General features: G+C 39.9%; 15 protein-coding genes. 12 read left to right on the top strand and 3 right to left on the bottom strand.

Going from position 1 to position 18,326, the window contains the following annotated elements:
- The 7 genes from rplT to B4F91_RS13305 all read left to right on the top strand — a co-directional run.
- Positions 1-327 (top strand): 50S ribosomal protein L20 (gene rplT, locus B4F91_RS13275; protein WP_288635840.1); only part of this gene is annotated, 327 nt, incomplete at its 5' end.
- 420 nt (positions 328-747) lie between these two features.
- Positions 748-2,565 (top strand): M14 family metallopeptidase, encoded by a 1,818-nt coding sequence (locus tag B4F91_RS13280; protein WP_248530926.1) that lies wholly within the window; start codon positions 748-750, stop codon positions 2,563-2,565.
- Between the two features lies 1 nt (position 2,566).
- Complete coding sequence (locus B4F91_RS13285; protein ID WP_286938143.1) at positions 2,567-3,208, top strand: MBL fold metallo-hydrolase; 642 nt, start codon at positions 2,567-2,569, stop codon at positions 3,206-3,208.
- A 90-nt stretch (positions 3,209-3,298) separates the two neighbouring features.
- Entirely contained in the window at positions 3,299-3,757 is a 459-nt protein-coding gene (locus B4F91_RS13290; protein WP_002960703.1) for an Lrp/AsnC family transcriptional regulator, read from the top strand.
- A gap of 129 nt (positions 3,758-3,886) precedes the next feature.
- Positions 3,887-5,443: a SulP family inorganic anion transporter gene (locus tag B4F91_RS13295; RefSeq protein ID WP_004587844.1), complete on the top strand. Its 1,557-nt coding sequence runs from the start codon at positions 3,887-3,889 to the stop codon at positions 5,441-5,443.
- A 229-nt stretch (positions 5,444-5,672) separates the two neighbouring features.
- Positions 5,673-6,746 carry a sensor histidine kinase gene (locus B4F91_RS13300; RefSeq protein WP_024034075.1) on the top strand — a complete coding sequence of 358 codons (1,074 nt, stop codon included), beginning with the start codon at positions 5,673-5,675 and terminating at the stop codon, positions 6,744-6,746.
- Positions 6,743-7,567 (top strand): LytR/AlgR family response regulator transcription factor, encoded by an 825-nt coding sequence (locus tag B4F91_RS13305; protein WP_024034076.1) that lies wholly within the window; start codon positions 6,743-6,745, stop codon positions 7,565-7,567. The genes B4F91_RS13300 and B4F91_RS13305 overlap by 4 nt, the downstream gene beginning before the upstream one ends.
- A gap of 62 nt (positions 7,568-7,629) precedes the next feature.
- Here B4F91_RS13305 and pyk read toward each other — a convergent pair whose 3' ends face one another.
- Positions 7,630-9,066 (bottom strand): pyruvate kinase, encoded by a 1,437-nt coding sequence (pyk, locus tag B4F91_RS13310; protein ID WP_055253453.1) that lies wholly within the window; start codon positions 9,064-9,066, stop codon positions 7,630-7,632.
- A gap of 384 nt (positions 9,067-9,450) precedes the next feature.
- Between pyk and gndA the strand changes: the two genes are divergently transcribed.
- Positions 9,451-10,824 carry an NADP-dependent phosphogluconate dehydrogenase gene (gene gndA, locus B4F91_RS13315; RefSeq protein ID WP_055253454.1) on the top strand — a complete coding sequence of 458 codons (1,374 nt, stop codon included), beginning with the start codon at positions 9,451-9,453 and terminating at the stop codon, positions 10,822-10,824.
- Between the two features lie 66 nt (positions 10,825-10,890).
- Here gndA and ansA read toward each other — a convergent pair whose 3' ends face one another.
- Positions 10,891-11,901, bottom strand: a complete 1,011-nt coding sequence (ansA, locus tag B4F91_RS13320; protein ID WP_024034079.1) for an asparaginase — start codon at positions 11,899-11,901, stop codon at positions 10,891-10,893.
- Positions 11,902-11,983: 82 nt separating this feature from the next.
- Positions 11,984-13,849, bottom strand: coding sequence for a signal peptide peptidase SppA (sppA, locus tag B4F91_RS13325; RefSeq protein ID WP_286938471.1), 1,866 nt, complete (start codon positions 13,847-13,849; stop codon positions 11,984-11,986).
- 219 nt (positions 13,850-14,068) lie between these two features.
- Here sppA and B4F91_RS13330 point away from each other — a divergent pair, with 219 nt between their 5' ends.
- The 4 genes from B4F91_RS13330 (at position 14,069) to B4F91_RS13345 (ending at position 18,177) form a co-directional block, all read left to right on the top strand.
- Positions 14,069-16,030, top strand: a complete 1,962-nt coding sequence (locus tag B4F91_RS13330; RefSeq protein ID WP_121637424.1) for an FAD-dependent oxidoreductase — start codon at positions 14,069-14,071, stop codon at positions 16,028-16,030.
- 90 nt (positions 16,031-16,120) lie between these two features.
- Positions 16,121-16,804, top strand: a complete 684-nt coding sequence (locus B4F91_RS13335; RefSeq protein ID WP_286938469.1) for a DoxX family protein — start codon at positions 16,121-16,123, stop codon at positions 16,802-16,804.
- 242 nt (positions 16,805-17,046) lie between these two features.
- Positions 17,047-17,595: an NAD(P)H nitroreductase gene (locus B4F91_RS13340; protein ID WP_286938467.1), complete on the top strand. Its 549-nt coding sequence runs from the start codon at positions 17,047-17,049 to the stop codon at positions 17,593-17,595.
- Between the two features lie 204 nt (positions 17,596-17,799).
- On the top strand, positions 17,800-18,177 hold the full coding sequence (locus tag B4F91_RS13345) for a hypothetical protein (RefSeq protein WP_024034084.1): 378 nt from the start codon (positions 17,800-17,802) through the stop codon (positions 18,175-18,177).
- The last annotated feature ends 149 nt before the right edge of the window (positions 18,178-18,326 follow it).

Raw genomic sequence — 18,326 nt, forward strand, 5'->3', positions numbered from 1 at the left:
CGTCACAAAAAAGTTTTAAAGCAAGCTAAAGGTTACTACGGAGCACGTTCACGTGTTTACCGCGTAGCTTTCCAGGCAGTTACTAAAGCGGGTCAATACGCTTACCGTGACCGTCGTGCTAAGAAACGTACTTTCCGTCAATTATGGATTGCACGTATCAATGCAGCTTCACGTCAAAATGGTCTGTCTTACAGCCGTTTTATCAATGGTCTTAAAAAGACTTCTGTAGAAATCGATCGTAAGATCCTTGCAGATATCGCTGTTTACGACCAAGTTGCATTTGCAGCGCTTGTTGAAAAAGCAAAAGAAGGCCTAGCGGCAGCTTAAGCTTTTTTAAATAAGTAATAAAGAGGAGCCCTAGGCTCCTTTTTTTGTGCCTATAATTAAAGACTCGCCTAATAATATTCTCCCGCAATAATACTTTCTTAATTTTAGGCTAAATATGTCGCTATATGCGTTAAAAAACTCTCGTTTAGAACAACTAATTAGCGAAGTTTTTACTACTATTAACATGTTTATTCATTCTCAAAATAGATAACTTAATTAAGCGGATTGGTATAAACAACGAATTTTTTGCTAAGCTTCCGATACTTTTCCCCAGCCTTAAAATTAACTACTTTAATAATCACTTTATTAAGTGCATGGGTATAAACGGGCTTTCTTTTTTGTTGAATCACCGCACTTTTATAATATCGCTATGTTTACTTGGTATAATTTATTTTATTATAGCGTTTGTTAGAGAAAACTATGTTTGCAAGCCTGTTATTTTTATCTGCAATTGTGGCAGATAACAGTCATTTACCGCCTCTTATTCCTTGGCAAGGTGATAGCGTTTCGTTATTACAGCAGCAAGGGCCGTTAACCACTGATTTTGAGTTATCTCAGGGCAAAGCCTCGCCAAACTATGCCGATACTATGGCGTTTGTAGATAGGCTTGTAGCGGCAAACCCCACGCAGTTTCAGTCTCAAATAATAGGCTACAGTAATAGTAATCGCGCTATTAAAATGGTGGTTGCCAGTGAACAAGGTTTTTTTGAAGCAGGGCAAATGGCCAACAGCACTAAGCCCACCGTTTTTATCCAAGCCGGTATTCATGCAGGTGAGATAGATGGTAAAGACGCCATGTTTATGTTGCTGCGCGATATTGCAACAGGTAAGCGCCGTGATATTTTAAAAAAGGTAAACATACTTTTTATTCCTATTTTAAACGTAGATGGGCATGAACGCAGCAGCGCATTTAATCGCATAAACCAGCGCGGCCCTGAAAAAATGGGCTTTAGAACCAATGCAAATAATCTAAACCTTAATCGCGATTTCACTAAATTAGATACACCAGAGGTGAGAAGTGTTTTAAAGGTTATTAATGATTACAACCCAAACCTATACATTGATGTGCATGTTACCGATGGCGCCGATTATCAGTACGATGTGACCTATGGTTATAACCCTGTATTTGCAAGCGAATCGCCTGCTATATCTGATGCGTTAGATCAGTATATAAAGCCGGTTATTGACGAAACATTACAAAAGCAAGGGCATATACCTGGGCCATTGGTATTTGTTATGGATAAACGCGACTTTAAAAAAGGCCTTGCAGGTTGGGTGGCTACACCGCGTTTTTCAAACGGGTGGGGCGATTTAAAATCATTACCAACAATTTTAGTCGAAAACCATTCTTTAAAACCTTATCAACAACGCGTATTAGGCACCTATGTATTTTTAGATGGGGCAATAAACGCGCTTTCTCAGTACAGTCATGAGCTTTCGAACGCCGTTAAAAAAGAGCAAGAATTTGTACCTGAGAAACTAATTGTTAAACGAGGTTATGCTAAACAAGCAGACACGATTAGTGAGTTTAAAGGGGTAGAATACACATCAAGTGTAAGTGCGCTTTCGGGGCAAACTGAGGTTAAATATTTAGGTAAAGCCTATACCTACACTGACTTACCGATTTATTGGCAAAAAGAGGTTGAACGAGTTGTTGATGTGCCTGAAGCGTTTTTTGTTCCGCCTGTATATAGCGATATAATAGAAAAGCTTAAGTTACATGGGGTGTCAGTAAACAAACTTAAAGGCGCGAATACGCAACCTTTAAAGCTTGCCAAAGTACTTGATTACTCGTTTGATAAAGCCCCATTTGAAGGGCGCTTTAGAGTCTCTGCAAGTTTTGATTATGTACCAGCAATAAATGTAGATTTAGACGGATGGTATCAAGTAAATACGCAGCAAAAAGCAGGGGAGTTAGCGGTTCATTTATTACACCCAGAGGCTCCTGATTCATTTTTTGCGTGGGGTGAGTTTAATACAATTTTTCAACGAACAGAGTACATGGAAAACTACGCGTTAATCCCTTACGCAAGGAAAATGCTTAAAGACAACCCAAAACTTGCTCTCGAGTTTGATAAAAAACTTCAAGATAAAGCATTTGCGCAAGATGCCAATGCACGTTTGCACTGGTTATATTCACACACGCCATTTTATGACGAAGCGTATTTGAAATACCCAATTTTAATGTCGTATGAGCAAGTAGCCGTTATTCCCGATCAAAAAGATAAAGAAATTTAATATGCACGTTATTACGATACCCGTGACTGCTTTTTCTCAAAATTGCAGAATAATTAGCTGTACAGAAACAAGGCAAGCTGTGGTGATAGACCCAGGTGGTGATGCGCAAAAAATTATAGCCACGCTTAATGAGCACAAATTAGTACTGAGCGCTATTTGGCTTACGCACGGGCATTTAGACCACGTAGGTGCGGCTGATGAATTACGGTCACACTACAATGTGCAAATTATTGGCCCGCAAAAAGATGAGTCATTTTGGTTTGATAACCTGCCTATGCAAGCACAAATGTTTGGTTTTGCAGCTATTGATGCTTTTTACCCTGATATTTGGCTTAATCATAATGATGTATTAACGCTTGGCAAACTTAGCTTTAGTGTTAAGCATTGCCCTGGGCACACACCGGGTCATATTGTGTTTTATGAGCCTGATCAGCAATGCGTTATTGTTGGCGATGTTATTTTTAAAGGTGCTGTAGGGCGTACAGATTTCCCTAAAGGCAATACAAAGCAGCTCATTGAGTCTATTAGAAGCCATATTTTAACACTTGATGACAACACGCGTATTTTAGCTGGCCATGGTGAAGATACCACTGTAGGCCACGAAAAACGCACTAATCCATTTGTAAGTGGCCAATTTGGTTAATTAAAATCCATGAAAATGCAAAATTATTGCAGACGGAATTTTAAATTGGCTGTATAATTTAACCAGTTTATTAGATAAATAAGAAATAAAATGTCTCTAAATCACGTAGATCGCCAAATTTTGGCACTTTTACAACAGGACGCAAGTCTTTCAACTGCTGAAATTGCAGACAAAGTAGGCTTATCTCAATCACCTTGTTGGCGACGCATTGCAAAGCTTGAACAAGATGGCTATATCAAAAGTAAAGTTGCGCTTTTAGATGAGAAAAAGCTTGGTTTTGACATGCTTGTATACGCACATGTGCGCTTATCAAATCATGGCAAGAAAAACTTAGCTGAATTTGAAAAGCTAATCATGAGCTATGACGAAGTGACAGAATGTTACACAATGGCCGGCACCATGGACTTTATGCTGCGTATAATCTCACAAGGTATAGAAGGCTATGAGCACTTTGTACGTGACAATTTACTCAGTTTAGAATACGTTCAAGAGGTACACTCTAACGTAACCATGACATGTGTAAAACGCAGTACATCTCTTCCTCTATAAAATAAACGACACAAAGTTAAGCTATACTAAGAAAGCTAATAACGGTGTGTGCGAATTGTTAAATGAGCGCTAATTTGGTAACATTTAGCGCTTTTTCGATCCTAACCTAATAACCCCCTGAGGAACTCAATGTTTAACTTACTCAGCAAAGCGCCTAGCTCTGCTAAAAACGATATTTTATCTGGCTTAACTGTAGCACTTGCTTTAGTTCCAGAAGCTGTTGCGTTTGCTTTTGTAGCAAATGTCGAACCTTTAGTTGGTCTCTACGCCGCGTTTATCGTTGGTTTAATTACGGCTATTTTTGGTGGCCGCCCTGGTATGATTTCGGGCGCAACCGGTGCATTAGCTGTTGTAATGGTAAGTTTGGTACTTGATCACGGTGTTGAGTATTTATTTGCCACGGTGTTGCTGATGGGAATACTGCAAATACTCGCGGGGATATTTAAGCTCGGTAAGTTTATTCGCATGGTCCCTCATCCTGTTATGCTCGGCTTTGTAAATGGATTAGCGATAGTAATATTTTTAGCGCAACTTGGGCAGTTTAAAGTGCCAGATGGCGCAGGTGGCCAGCAATGGATGACAGGTAACCCGCTTTACATCATGTTAGGTTTAGTTGCATTAACCATGGCTATCATTCACTTTTTACCTAAGCTCACCACTGCAGTGCCTTCTTCTTTAGTGGCTATTGTAACGGTAACCGCGTTAGTAATAGGCCTTGATTTAGACTCGCGCACTGTACTTGATTTCCTAAAAGGGATGACAGGTAATGAAGCGGCTACCATTGCTGGCGGCTTACCTGAATTTCACATTCCTATGGTCCCATTTACCCTGGAAACTTTTTATATAATTTTTCCGTATGCATTAATTTTAGCGGCTATTGGTTTAATTGAGTCGTTATTAACGCTTAGCTTGATTGATGAAATTACCGAAACCCGTGGCCACTCAAATAAAGAGTGTATTGGCCAAGGTGCTGCTAATGTAACCTGTGGCTTTTTTGGCGCAATGGGTGGCTGTGCCATGATTGGGCAATCAATGATCAATATTAATTCGGGTGGGCGCTCGCGCTTGTCGGGTATAAGTGCTGCACTAATGCTGCTTGCATTTATTATATTTGCTTCAAGTTTAATTGAAATGATCCCACTGGCTGCGCTTGTAGGTGTTATGTTTATGGTTGTACTTGGTACGTTTGAATGGGCAAGCTTTAAAATGATGAAGCGTGTACCACTGTCTGATGCCTTTGTAATTGTATTGGTATCTGGCGTAACCGTAGTAACCGATTTAGCGATTGCCGTGTGTGTGGGTGTTATTGTTTCTGCCTTGGTATTTGCTTGGAATCATGCAAAACATATCTACACAACTAATTACATTGATGAGCAAGGTGCTAAAGTTTACGAGCTTCACGGTCCGCTATTTTTTGGCTCAGTTAAAAACTTTTCTGAGTTATTCGATGTTAAAAACGACCCTAAAGATGTAATTATTGAATTTGAACACAGCCGTGTTGCGGATCACAGTGCCATAGAAGCCATCGACAGCTTAGCTGATAAGTACACTAAAGCAGGTAAACAGCTTCACTTACGTCATTTAAGTAAAGACTGTAAGCAGCTGTTACACAAAGCGCGTGACTTAGTTGAGGTAAACGTAATTGAAGACCCAACTTATAAAGTGGCGTCAGATAAACTTGCCTAGTTTATAAGGTGGCTTTGCCCATACGAGCTGATTGAATCGGCATTTTAAAAGCGAAAGGTTAAAGCCTTTCGCTTTTTTATTGGCTTAACTTTGCGGTAAGGCTCTTAAAAATTAAGACAGTTGGTACTGCTAACACTTTGTAATAATCGATATAATAACCAAACCAGTGGTTAAATTAGCTAACGTAATTTTAACTTATTGGCTAACTTATACGGAGTTGTATTTTATTTTGAATTGGCAATCTTTAGTTGATAACAGGCAACGCTTTTTTTGGCTATTGCAAATTGCAGGCTGGATTGGTTATGCGCTTGTAAATTATATCGGCTCTAAAGTATTTGAAATGCGTGATATTTACGTGTTCGTTATATTATTAAATGCCTATGCGGGCTGTTTAATGACAGTCCCACTTCGTTATATTTACAGAAAAACTTGGAATGCATCGCCGTGGATATTAATGGTGGTTGTATTTGGCGCCTCGTACATTACAGGTACATTGTGGGCAATTGTGCAAAAATTTAATTTATGGGAAATATACCGCCATGGTTATCGCCCAGAAGATTGGTTTTACTATTTACAGCATGGCTTAGATTCTGTTTACATAATTTTATGTTGGAGTGGCTTATACTTTGGCATAAAGTATTATCAGCTATTACAAAGTGAGCGACAAAAAGCGCTTAAAGCAACTACAATGGCCCATGAAGCGCAATTAAAAATGCTCAGATATCAACTTAACCCGCATTTTTTATTTAATACGCTTAATGCTATTTCTACATTAGTTTTGGTAAAAGAAAACAAAGATGCTAACTTAATGGTGGCAAGGTTAAGCGACTTTTTGCGTTATACACTAAATACCGATCCCATTAAAAAAGTGCCTTTAGAGCAAGAGCTACACGCATTAATGCTGTATTTAGAAATAGAGCGGGTTAGATTTGATGAGCGCTTAAAAGTAAATGTAGATGTAAGCGAGCAAGCAAAAGAGGCACTTGTGCCAAGCTTAATTTTGCAACCGATAATTGAAAACGCAATTAAATACGCCATTGCGCATATGTCACAAGGCGGTGTGATAGACATAAAAGCACAGGTTTTTGCCAACGAGCTACTACTTGAAGTAGGTGATAATGGCCCCGGTACCGAACTAATAGACGGACAACTTGTAAATGCACAAGGGGTAGGGGTGGCAAATACCAAAGACAGATTAAAAACGCTCTATGAAAATAATTATTCGTTTGTATTATCACATAATACGCCAAGTGGATTGAAAGTTAATCTGCGAGTACCGTTTGAGAAGGCTGTGAAGAAATGACTAAAATTAAAACCATCATTGTTGATGATGAACCATTAGCAAGAAAGGGCTTAGCAGTAAGACTTGAAGAATATACTGATATAGAAGTAATTAAACTGTGTAGTTCAGGCTCTGATGCAATAGAAGCATGTAAAGAGCACCCAATAGACTTAGTTTTTTTAGATATACAAATGCCAGGAATGAATGGCTTTGAAGTTGCCCGTGCCTTAAGCGAAAGCACTAAAGCGTTACCCGCGATTGTGTTTGTTACTGCATTTGATCAATTTGCAGTAAAGGCATTTGAAATACATGCTTTGGATTACATTTTAAAACCCGTTGACGATAACAGACTAAAACAGGCGGTAGAAAAAGTGCATAGTTACTTAAAAACACAGCAAGACAACGCCCATAAGAAAAAACTAGCGAGTTTTGTTGCCGGTATTACAGGTAATAACTGTGAAGAAATACTTAAAAAATTAGCCACAGGCGATACCCTAACCGACAAACGTTACCCAGAATCACTGGCGGTAAAAGAGCAGGGTGAAATTATTCGTGTCCCGGTTGCGACAATTCAGTGGGTTGATGCCGCCGGCGATTATATGTGTTTACATTGCCAAGATGGGCAAACACATATTTTGCGCAAAACAATGAAAGAGCTTGAGCAAGAGCTCGACCCACATTTGTTTGTGCGCGTTCACCGCAGTGCAATTGTAAATACAAAACAAATAAGCAAGCTGGTTACACAAGTAAGCGGTGAGTATTTATTAGTGCTTGAAAACGGACAAGAGCTTAAAGTAAGCCGAAGCTACCGTGATAAAGTAAAAGCAGCGCTAGCCAGCTAGTTTGATATTTTACAGGCATAAAAAATGCGAGCTTAGCTCGCATTTTTTATATAAGGCAGAAATTACGCTACAGTTACAATTTTCATTGTGTTCGTTGCGCCCACAGTTTCCATAGAGTCACCGTGAGTAATAATTACTGTATCGCCAGAGTGTAATGAACCTTGTGCTACAAGGGTATCAAGTGCGGCTTTAACCATTCCGTCTTTTTCAGTTTTTGTAGAATCAAAAAACACAGGGTAAACACCACGATAAAGCGCTGTTTGGCCTAGCGTGCTTGCATGGCGTGAAAGCGAGTAAATAGGTAAACCAGAGCTGATACGCGACATAAGTTTAGCGGTGCTACCTGACTCAGTTAAGGTAACAATGGCTTTAACCGAATCTAAGTGGTTAGCAGCGTACATGGCTGAAAGCGCGATAGATTCTGCATTGTTAGAAAAACGGCTGTCTAAACGGTGCTTAGATACATGGGTTTCTTTTTGCGATTCTGCACCTAAACAAACACGTGCCATTGTAGCGACCGTTTCTTCAGGGTAATCACCGGCAGCGGTTTCTGCTGAAAGCATAACTGCATCAGTACCATCAAGTACCGCGTTTGCCACATCCATAACTTCTGCGCGTGTTGGCATTGGGTTATCGATCATCGATTCCATCATTTGTGTTGCGGTTACAACAGTACGGTTTAATGAACGAGCGCGACGAATAATGAGTTTTTGTTTACCCATAAGCGCAGCATCACCAATTTCAACACCTAAATCGCCACGAGCAACCATTACAGCGTCTGATGCTAAAACAATGTCATCTACGGCTTCTTGTGTTTCTACGGCTTCTGCACGTTCAATTTTTGCAAGTAGTTGTGCTTTAGAGCCTGCAGCTTCTGCTAAAGAGCGTACATAACGCATATCATCGCCACTGCGTGGGAATGATACTGCAATGTAATCAACATCTATTTCAGCGGCAGTGATTAAATCTTCTTTGTCTTTTTCTGTAAACGCAGGGGCTGTTAAACCACCGCCTAAACGGTTAATGCCTTTATTATTTGATAATACACCACCTACCGTAACCGAGCAGTGCACTAAGTGACCTTCTACTTGCTCAACGGTTAGTTGAATAAGGCCATCGTTTAATAGTAATAAATCGCCAGGGCTTACATCTTGTGGTAGTTCTTTGTAATCAATACCTACCGCGTTTACGTCGCCTTCACCTTTTTCCATTTTTGCATCTAGGGTGAATTTAGCGCCTACTTCAAGGTTTACTTTACCTTTTTTAAACGTTGAAACACGAATTTTAGGACCTTGAAGGTCTGCAAGGATAGCAACATGTTTACCTAATTTTGTGGCTATCTCGCGTACAGCTTGTGCACGGTCTTTATGATCTTGTGCAACACCATGTGAGAAGTTTAAACGTACTACATTAGCGCCAGCGCGAATAATTTTTTCTAGATTGTTATCTCGATCTGTTGCAGGCCCAAGTGTAGCGACTATTTTTGTGCGTCTTAGCATCAAATTCTCCTGTGTGCTTAGATGTGTAAGCAGGTTGACGGTTATTTTGTGACTTCAAAATACTTATAACTTATGTATAAACATTTTTAGTTATAGGCAAACTAGTTAGTATTGCCACTATTTTATACAAAACGAATATGTCATCATTATGACACCGGTGTCAAAATCCGTCAATGATCTTAAATTCAAAATACGCAGAGTATTTGTAACCGCACAGCCCTTATATTTGATACAATTGCAGTGCTTTTTAATAGCGTAATAAAAAAGCATGCTGTATTAGCTCAACGTTCGCATTTTATGACGGTATGAGTATAATGCACGCGGTATTATTTAATGAATTACTTAGTTTACTAACCAAATAGTTGTTACCGAGGAGGACACTAAATGCAAGTTGCATTAGTCGGGTTAGGCGTTATGGGCAAAAATATTGCCTTAAACATGATTGAAAAAGGCATAACGTTAGTCGCATATGATAAAAACCCACATGCGGGTGAAGAGTTATTAAGTTGTGCTAAATCGCAAGGCATGGCCGATAGACTTCATATTGTTTCTGATTTAGGAGACATGGTAAGGCGTTTAGAAGCACCTCGCTCTATTTTATTATTAGTGCCTGCAGGCGAACTGGTTGATGCTGTGTGTAATGAGCTTGTTGAAGCTGGCGTACAGTGTAACGATATGATTGTAGATTGTGGTAACAGTAACTACAAAGACGGCATTAATCGTAAACTTAAGTATCAAAACAAATTTGAATTTGCCACCATGGGTATTTCTGGCGGTGCCGAAGGCGCTCGTCATGGTCCTGCAATGATGGCAAGTGGCTCAGAAGGCGGTTGGGAGCGTATCGAACCGTGGTTTGAAAAAGTAGCCGCTAGCTACAATGGCGAGTCGTGTTTTGCACGCGTTGGTCAATCGGCCAGTGGCCATTTTGTAAAAATGGTTCACAACGGCATTGAATACGCAATTATGCAGCTTATTGCTGAAGTGTATCAACTACTTCGTATTGGCACAGGTCGCTCACCAAAAGAAGTGGCTGAAATTTTTGATGACTGGTCTACCGGTCACTTAAATAGCTACTTACTTGCTATTTCTAGCCATATTTTATCTCTTGAAAACACCAAGCAAGAGCCGCTTGTTGATTTAATCGATAACAAAGTAGGCGCAAAAGGCACAGGCCTGTGGACTGCGCAAAATGCACTTGAACTGGGTATTGCTGTTCCTTCATTGGTTGCTGCGGTGCAAGCTCGCCACTTAACCAATGTATGTGACACCACCGCTGCACAAGAAATGACGTATGCCGCTAAAGCTACAAACAAGGTTGATATTGACCTTGAAGAGCTAAAAGATGCATTTACATTGGCGAGTTTATTAGCGTATCGCCAAGGTTTAGCGTTAATTAAAGGGGCTTCTCGTACCCATCAGTGGAAAGTAGACTTGTCTAAAACACTGCAAACATGGCGTGCGGGTTGTATTATTCGTGCTGACTACCTAGATAGCGTAGCGCAAGGCGTAGAGTACATTGATACGCTTGAAAAAGAATCTAATGCGCTTCGCAAAGTAACTGGGCAAGCTGTAATGACTGGCTTAGCGTTCCCTGTACTTGCATCAACACAAACGTATTTAGCCACATTAACCACACCAAGTAATGGGCATTTAGTACAAGCTCAGCGTGATTACTTTGGCGAGCATGGTATTAAAACTCACTCAGGTGAAGTGTGCCACTTAACTGATTTAGTGGGTATAGACGCAAAAGTAAGATAATTACCGCGTTTATAAATTAATAAAGGCACGCTATTTAGCGTGCCTTTTGCGTTTTGGTCACTAAATTTAGCGACTTAATTCACCGCGTAAATTGTCTTGCATTAAATGGCGAATCGTTTCAATTTCTAGGTTTTGGCTAAACAAATAATGCAGCTTTGTTAAACACGCCTCTAGTGTCATATCGTAGCCACTTATTACACCAATATTTAATAACGCGTTACCCGTAGCGTAACCACCCATATTTACATGGCCTTTTAAACACTGCGTTAAATTAACAATAACCATGCCGCGTTTACTTGCCTCACTTAGCACGTCTAAAAAGTCAGGGTCTTGTGGGGCATTACCTACGCCAAAGCTAAGCAATACCAGTGCTTTTATATTGTCATTCACCAAACTTTTAACCACGTCTTTACTAATGCCTGGGTATAAATAAAGTACACCAATTGGTTGAGGTGTAATGGTGGTTACCTGTAGTTCGTTTTCTACATAAGGACTTAGCTGACCTTTAATTAGCTGAATATTAATTCCAGATAACGCTAAAGGCTCTAGGTTAGGAGATGCAAAAGCATTAAAACCATCGGCATGTGCTTTCGTGGCTCGGTTACCTCTAAATAATTGGTTATTAAAAAATAAGCTCACTTCAGCAATAGGGTAATTAGCCGCTAAAAACATGGCGTTTAATAAGTTAACTTGGCCGTCAGAGCGTAATTGCGATAAAGGAATTTGTGAGCCAGTAACAATAACGGGTTTAGTTAAGTTTTCGAACATGAACGACAGGGCCGAGGCCGTGTAAGCCATTGTATCGGTGCCATGAAGTACCACAAAACCATCGTAATCGTGGTATTTGCTTTTAATGTCATCAGCTATTAGTTGCCAATGCGCTGGCGACATATCTGATGAATCGATTAAAGGGCAGTACTCGTGAATATCAAAAAGGGGCATTTCTTCACGGTTAAATTCTGCGTTATTAACCACTGTTTCTGTTAAAAAACCTTCAGCCGGAATGTAGCCACGGCTCGATTTTTTCATACCTATGGTACCGCCAGTGTATGCGATATAAATGCGTTTACGTTTCATAAAAAAAGCCCAGTAAAAAAACTGGGCTTAGTATAACGTTAAGTTGTTTTAAATACAGCTGCTTGAGTAAATACGTGCACTTTTATTGTGCAACGCTACACTCTAAACAACGTGCGTATACACCCTGCGGATCGTTATAATCTTTCAGATCAGCTACTTCACTACTTAGGCGCTTTATCACCGTATTAATATTAGCTTGAGTGGCTAAAACAGAGGCTGTATCTGTATTTAAGCCAAGCATAGATTTAACGGATGCACTGCCAAAAATATCTTGTAGCATTTTTTCTTGCGGGCTTAGATCTTGCTTAATTGTTTTCACTTCGTAGTGATTAAGTTTGGCAAGCGCCGCTGCAGCATCAATCGCATCTTGTTTATCACCAAGCTTATCAACTAGGCCAAGCTCTTGTGCTTGTGAAGCAATCCACACACGCCCTTGTGCAATTTTATCAACTTGCTCTGGTGTCATATTGCGCGCATCAGCAACCACATCTATAAAGCGGCTATAAGCTTCTTCAACACTCATTTGAATAACTTGCGCCATTTTTTCATTAAGCGGGCGAGTAATAGAAAATCCAGCCATTTCTGACGTTGCAACACCATCTGAGTACACACCAATTTCAGATAAAGTATCTTCAAAAGTCATAAATGTACCAAACACACCAATAGAACCGGTGATAGTACTTGGTGCTGCCCAAATTTCGTTAGCTGCTGAGGCAATCCAATAACCGCCAGATGCGGCAACTGAGCTCATTGATGCGATTACAGGTTTGCCTGCAGCTTTAAGTGCTAATACTTCAGCACGAATAACCTCAGAGGCAAACATGCTGCCGCCACCTGAATCAATACGTAAAACAACCGCTTTTACTTTATCATCAAGGCGTGCTTTGCGAAGTAATGCTGCGGTAGAATCGCCGCCAATTTCACCTGCTTTGCGCTCACCATCAACAATCGTACCTTTAGCAACAACTACAGCAACTTTTTCTGTAATTGGGTTATCAAATTCGATAGGGGGCTTAACTAAGCTTAAGTATTCACGAAAAGACACTTGCTTAAATGTTTTACCGTCTTCTTGTGCGCCAACTAAATCAATGAGTTGTTGGCGAATTTGCTGAGTTGTTTTAAGCGAGTCGACCCATTGATGGTCAAGTGCATATTTACCTGCATCGCCATTTGCCGCCTTCATTTTAGCAAGGTAAGCATCCATGGTTTCGTCAAAGTTAGATTCATCAAAAGGGCGTACCTCAGCAACATCTTGCTTATATTCGCTCCATAATGCACCAAGCCAAACTCGGTTTGCTTCTTTAGCAGCATCAGACATATCATTACGAATAAAAGGCTCTACCGCCGACTTAAACGTACCGACACGGAAAATATGCTGCGTTACTTTAAGTTTTTCTAGTGCTTCTTTAAAGTAAAGTGGATACATTCCATAGCCTTCAATGGCTACCGAACCATAAGGATGCATTGCAATTTCATCGGCATGGGATGCAATATAATATTGCGATTGAGTGTAATAGTAGCCCGATGCAATCACTTTTTTACCCGCTTGCTTAAAGGTATCTAACGATTTAGTAATACGCTTTAGCTTATTTAGGTGGGCTTTCGGCATTTCTTGCAAATCTAGTAAGATAACGCTGATGCGCTCGTCATTAGTGGCTTCATCAATCACTTTGACTACATCATCAAGTAAAATTTCACTAGGTGCTTCTGAATTAGACGTAGCATCGTTAATGGCTGCTTCGACAGGGTCTATATATGTTTTTTCTTCCACAATAGGCCCATTAAGATTAAGCCTAAGTACAGAGCCATCTTCTATTATTATTGTATCGTCATCGCTTGATAGCGACATAAAAAATACAACAACCAGTAATAAAAACAAAATGTTGAGTATTAAACGACGAGAAAAGTTTATTCCAGCCCAAATACCTCTAAATACCTTTGCTATCAAAATAGCTCCTTAATTTGGTACAGCTAATACATTAGTTCCATCTTAGCCTAGAATAAAAATAATTTTAACTGCTAAATCGTAACGAAGTGTTTATGAGGTTACATAAATATACGTTTTTAATAGTATTTTTAATTAAATGCAGGCACATATTGCTTATTACTTGCCATTAAAGCAGAATTAGCTAATGTATACAGGTTAGACCAGTTAACGGGGCACAGGATGTTAGAACAACAATTACAATTAAAACACACACAATTACGAAACCGCTTGGTAATGGGCTCAATGCATACAGGCCTTGAAGAGGGCTGGCACAACCGCAAAAGGTTAAGTGCTTTTTACGAGGCGCGCGCTAAAGGCGGCACGGCCATGATCATTACCGGGGGATACAGCCCTAACTTGCGCGGTAAATTAACGCCTATTTCTTCATCATTTAACAGTTATTATGATGTATTTAAACACCGTGCATACACAGGCGCCGTTCATAAACATGGCGGAAAAATATGTTTGCAGCTTTTACATGCTGGTCGATACGCTTATCATCCGTTTAACCAAGCCCCGAGCGCTATTCAAGCGCCTATAAATCCATACAAACCTAAACAAATGTCGTTAGGCTCGATTAAAAAAACCATTAAAGACTTTGCGCACTCTGCCTATATGGCAGAAAAAGCAGGTTACGATGGTGTTGAAGTAATGGGCTCTGAAGGTTACTTAATTAATGAATTTATGGCGCCACACACCAATAAACGCGATGACGAATTTGGTGGCAGCCTAGAAAATAGAATGCGATTAGCGCTTGAAATAGTTAAAGCCGTTAGGGCTAAAGTATCTGATACGTTTTTAATTATTTTTAGATTATCTGTCATGGACCTAATCCCGAATGGCTCAACCCCTGATGAAGTCACTATTCAGGCAAAAGCACTTGAGCAGGCCGGTGTTGATATTTTTAATACTGGCATTGGGTGGCATGAAGCACGCGTGCCAACAATCGCCAGTATGGTGCCTCCTGGAGCATTTAAAGAAGCTTCAAAACGATTAAAGTCAGTGGTGAATGTACCTGTTATAGCTGTAAACCGTATCAACACGCCGGATATAGCAAACCAAATCCTTAATGATAATGAAGCCGATTTAATTTCAATGGCGCGCCCTTTATTAGCCGATCCGGAGTTTTTTAACAAATATCAAAATCAGCAAACTAAACAAATAAATATTTGTATTGGCTGTAACCAAGGCTGTTTAGACCACGTATTTAAAAATAAACGTGCAACCTGTTTAGTTAACCCACAAGCCGCCTTTGAACTTGATTACCCGTTAGATAAAGCTTCTAACGCTAAAAATGTATTAGTTGTTGGCGCGGGCCCTGCTGGGCTTTCGGCAAGTTGTTATTTGGCTGAAAAAGGGCATACAGTAACGCTTATCGATCAAAAAACACAAATGGGTGGCCAATTTAATCTAGCCATGCAAATTCCAGGTAAAGAAGACTTTAATCATACGCTTAGCTACTTTACTAATGAACTTGAAAGGCTCAACGTAAATGTAGAGCTTGGTAAAGCCTACGATGATGCAATGTTACAAAAATACGATGACATCGTATTTGCCACAGGTGTACGCCCGCGTGAAGCTGCAATTGAATGCGCAGACTCTAAGCGTGTATTTGCTTATGATGAAGTTATACGCGGTGAGGTCGAACTGGGCAAATCAATAGCCATTTTAGGTGCCGGCGGTATTGGCTTTGATATGGTTGCTTTTTTAAGTGAGCATAAATCGCAATCTATTCCTGAGTTTAAAAAGCAGTGGGGTATTGAGTGCGAGGCAGAGCCGCACAAAGATGAGCGACAATTATACATGCTAAAACGCAGTGCAGGGCGCTTTGGTAGCGGGCTTGGAAAAACCACAGGCTGGATACATCGTCAAGTTGCTAAGCAACATGGTGTTAAACAAATTGCTGATTGCCAGTACCACAGTTTTGATAAAAATGGCCTTACAGTTACTGTTGCCGGAGAAAAACAAGTACTGCCGGTTGATACGGTTATTGCGTGTATAGGGCAGGTTTCTAATAATGAAGTGCTTGAGCAACACCGGGAAAATGCAAAGGTACATGTTATTGGTGGCGCTAAATTAGCAGCAGCAATTGATGCAAAGCGTGCAATTTTTGAAGCGCTTCAAGTGGCCAGAGCCATTTAACAGTGTTAATAAAATGAAATAATTTACAGTACCCTCAGGTCTTGTGTGTATAGAGTCCATAACTTAATACACTGACAAAGCAGGCCACACATGAGTAAATTATTTCGTTTGTATAATAAAATCATGGGTAATCTATCGTATGCCGACGGATTACCTGCGTTACTTTTTCGCTTAATTTTAGCCCCCGTAATGATTATTGCGGGCTTTAATAAATTAGCCCTAAGTGGAGAAACCGACGGCTTTTTTAGCTATTTTCTTGCTGATGCAAGCGTTGTGCAATGGTTTGGCAATAGTGAATGGGGTTTAGGCTTACCATTTCCAGACTTACTTGCCTTTTTAGCAGGCTGGAGTGAATTTTTAGGCGGGTGGTTTTTACTCTTTGGGCTATTTACCCGCTTAGTAAGCATTCCGCTGATGTTTACAATGGTTGTGGCAGCAACAACTGTGCATTGGCATAATGGTTGGTTTGCTATAGCGCCATCAAACCCTACAACCAGTTCAGCTCAAGTACTTGATTGGTTATCAATTCCAGGGGCTAAAGAAAGCCTTGAAAACTCACTAGAAGTACAAGAACGTATAGGTAAAATTAGGGGCATAGTTGAAGAGCACGGATTTACTGATTACTTATATGAAAAAGGTAAACCTTCCATAATAAATAACGGTATTGAATTTTCTGCTATTTATTTTGCCATGTTACTTAGCTTGTTTTTTGTAGGTGGCGGTCGCTTTGTTAGTGTTGATTATTGGCTCAGGTGTGCAGTAGTAAAAGAGTAGCAAACAAATTGGTTTAAAAAGGGCGTATAAATATTTTTTATACGCCCTTTTTGTTTGTAACGTGTGTTAAACGCATAGCGCCTCTCTCGGATTTATACAGTGGTATATGAATATTGTTTACGCAGTAATGGCGCTGTAATACGAGAGAATAAGTAGGGTTTTAATAAAATTGATAATTACGCAGAGTTTATTTTTTAAAGGCATAAATGGTACTCTAACGTTTTGAATTATGAGAGTACGCTATGGATGCTATTGAGCTTTTACTAACCCGCCAATCTGACGCTAAATTAACCGCCCCAGGGCCAAATTCAGAGCAGCTCGATATAATAAAGCAAGCCGCGTTACGGGTGCCTGATCACGGATGTATTGCGCCTTGGCAGTTTATTGTCGTTCAAGGTAATGCCCGCCATAAATTAGGTGAGATATACCATCAAAGCGCCGTTGCTGAGCAGCAAGAAGAAAAAGTGATTAAACGCGCAAAAGAACTTGTGCTGCGTGCACCGATGATCATTATTGCTATTGCTAAGTATCAAGCCCATCCAAAAGTGCCGCGTATTGAGCAAGTACAAAGCGCCGGTTGCAGTGTACTTGCCATGCAACAAGCCGCATTTGCACAAGGTTTAGGTGGTGTATGGCGTACAGGGTATTTTGCACAAAGCACAGCAGTCAAAAATGCCCTTAATTTAGACGAACAAGATGAAATTGTTGGGTATTTGTATTTAGGCACCCCAGAGATTGAGTGCAAAAAGGCAGCTAAGCACAAACCAGATGATTACTTCACTTATTTATAATAAATAATGAACTATTGGAGTTCTGCGCAGTCATATAGCATTAAGGTTGCTGCTGTTATGCTCGTCCTTTTTTGATTTAGCTGTGAGAAGCGCACGGAAGCAATATAGGTTAACTTTTTCTTCTTCAGTTTGTTTTTTAATCGGTTGTTTTTTGTTAAAGTATGGAAAGTCTTAATAAAAATAACGATAAAGAAGACGAAAACGATGGGAAATTTATTTTTACAAGAAAAAGAGAATTGGCTGGCATGGTCAATTTGGGGAATAGTGGGTGCTTTTATTACACTTTATGTGGCAATGAGCACGAATACTGCACATTTTATAGCTGGCTCTGCTATGGGAATGCTTGTTTTATTAACCTGGTGGATGCAGCAGTCTAAAAGGTTTGATTTTGGTCGGGCCTTTAAAATTTGTTTTTATGTATTATTGCTTAGTGTATTACCTGCATTTTTATTTGTGGTAGTACCAAGTGATGATTTAAACCGTTTTGATTTAATATTTCAAAGCGTTACATTTTTAGCACTTAGTTTATTACTGTGCTTAATTTGTTCGTGGATTGCACGTAGGCCAAAGCAATATTATTAATAGGGCAATGAGCAATGTAGGTTTTTAGCTATTTGTGGTGGTTTTTTGAACCAAATGCTGTTTTTAGCTAATTATTTACATTTAGGTCTTTACAAGTTGCTCAATACCCCCTATTATTCGCGCCGTACGGAGAGATGGCAGAGTGGTCG

This window comes from Pseudoalteromonas sp. UBA6610, from assembly GCF_002433295.1.
Lineage (GTDB): Bacteria > Pseudomonadota > Gammaproteobacteria > Enterobacterales > Alteromonadaceae > Pseudoalteromonas > Pseudoalteromonas atlantica.

What these genes read in the sequence shown, in the direction of transcription:
- B4F91_RS13290 (WP_002960703.1), top strand. Translation starts at nt 3,299, where the DNA reads ATGTCTCTAAATCACGTAGATCGCCAAATTTTGGCACTTTTACAACAG.
- B4F91_RS13305 (WP_024034076.1), top strand. Translation starts at nt 6,743, where the DNA reads ATGACTAAAATTAAAACCATCATTGTTGATGATGAACCATTAGCAAGA.
- B4F91_RS13340 (WP_286938467.1), top strand. Translation starts at nt 17,047, where the DNA reads ATGGATGCTATTGAGCTTTTACTAACCCGCCAATCTGACGCTAAATTA.
- B4F91_RS13285 (WP_286938143.1), top strand. Translation starts at nt 2,567, where the DNA reads ATGCACGTTATTACGATACCCGTGACTGCTTTTTCTCAAAATTGCAGA.
- pyk (WP_055253453.1), bottom strand. Translation starts at nt 9,066, where the DNA reads ATGCTAAGACGCACAAAAATAGTCGCTACACTTGGGCCTGCAACAGAT.
- B4F91_RS13345 (WP_024034084.1), top strand. Translation starts at nt 17,800, where the DNA reads ATGGGAAATTTATTTTTACAAGAAAAAGAGAATTGGCTGGCATGGTCA.
- ansA (WP_024034079.1), bottom strand. Translation starts at nt 11,901, where the DNA reads ATGAAACGTAAACGCATTTATATCGCATACACTGGCGGTACCATAGGT.
- B4F91_RS13330 (WP_121637424.1), top strand. Translation starts at nt 14,069, where the DNA reads ATGTTAGAACAACAATTACAATTAAAACACACACAATTACGAAACCGC.
- B4F91_RS13280 (WP_248530926.1), top strand. Translation starts at nt 748, where the DNA reads ATGTTTGCAAGCCTGTTATTTTTATCTGCAATTGTGGCAGATAACAGT.
- gndA (WP_055253454.1), top strand. Translation starts at nt 9,451, where the DNA reads ATGCAAGTTGCATTAGTCGGGTTAGGCGTTATGGGCAAAAATATTGCC.
- B4F91_RS13295 (WP_004587844.1), top strand. Translation starts at nt 3,887, where the DNA reads ATGTTTAACTTACTCAGCAAAGCGCCTAGCTCTGCTAAAAACGATATT.
- B4F91_RS13335 (WP_286938469.1), top strand. Translation starts at nt 16,121, where the DNA reads ATGAGTAAATTATTTCGTTTGTATAATAAAATCATGGGTAATCTATCG.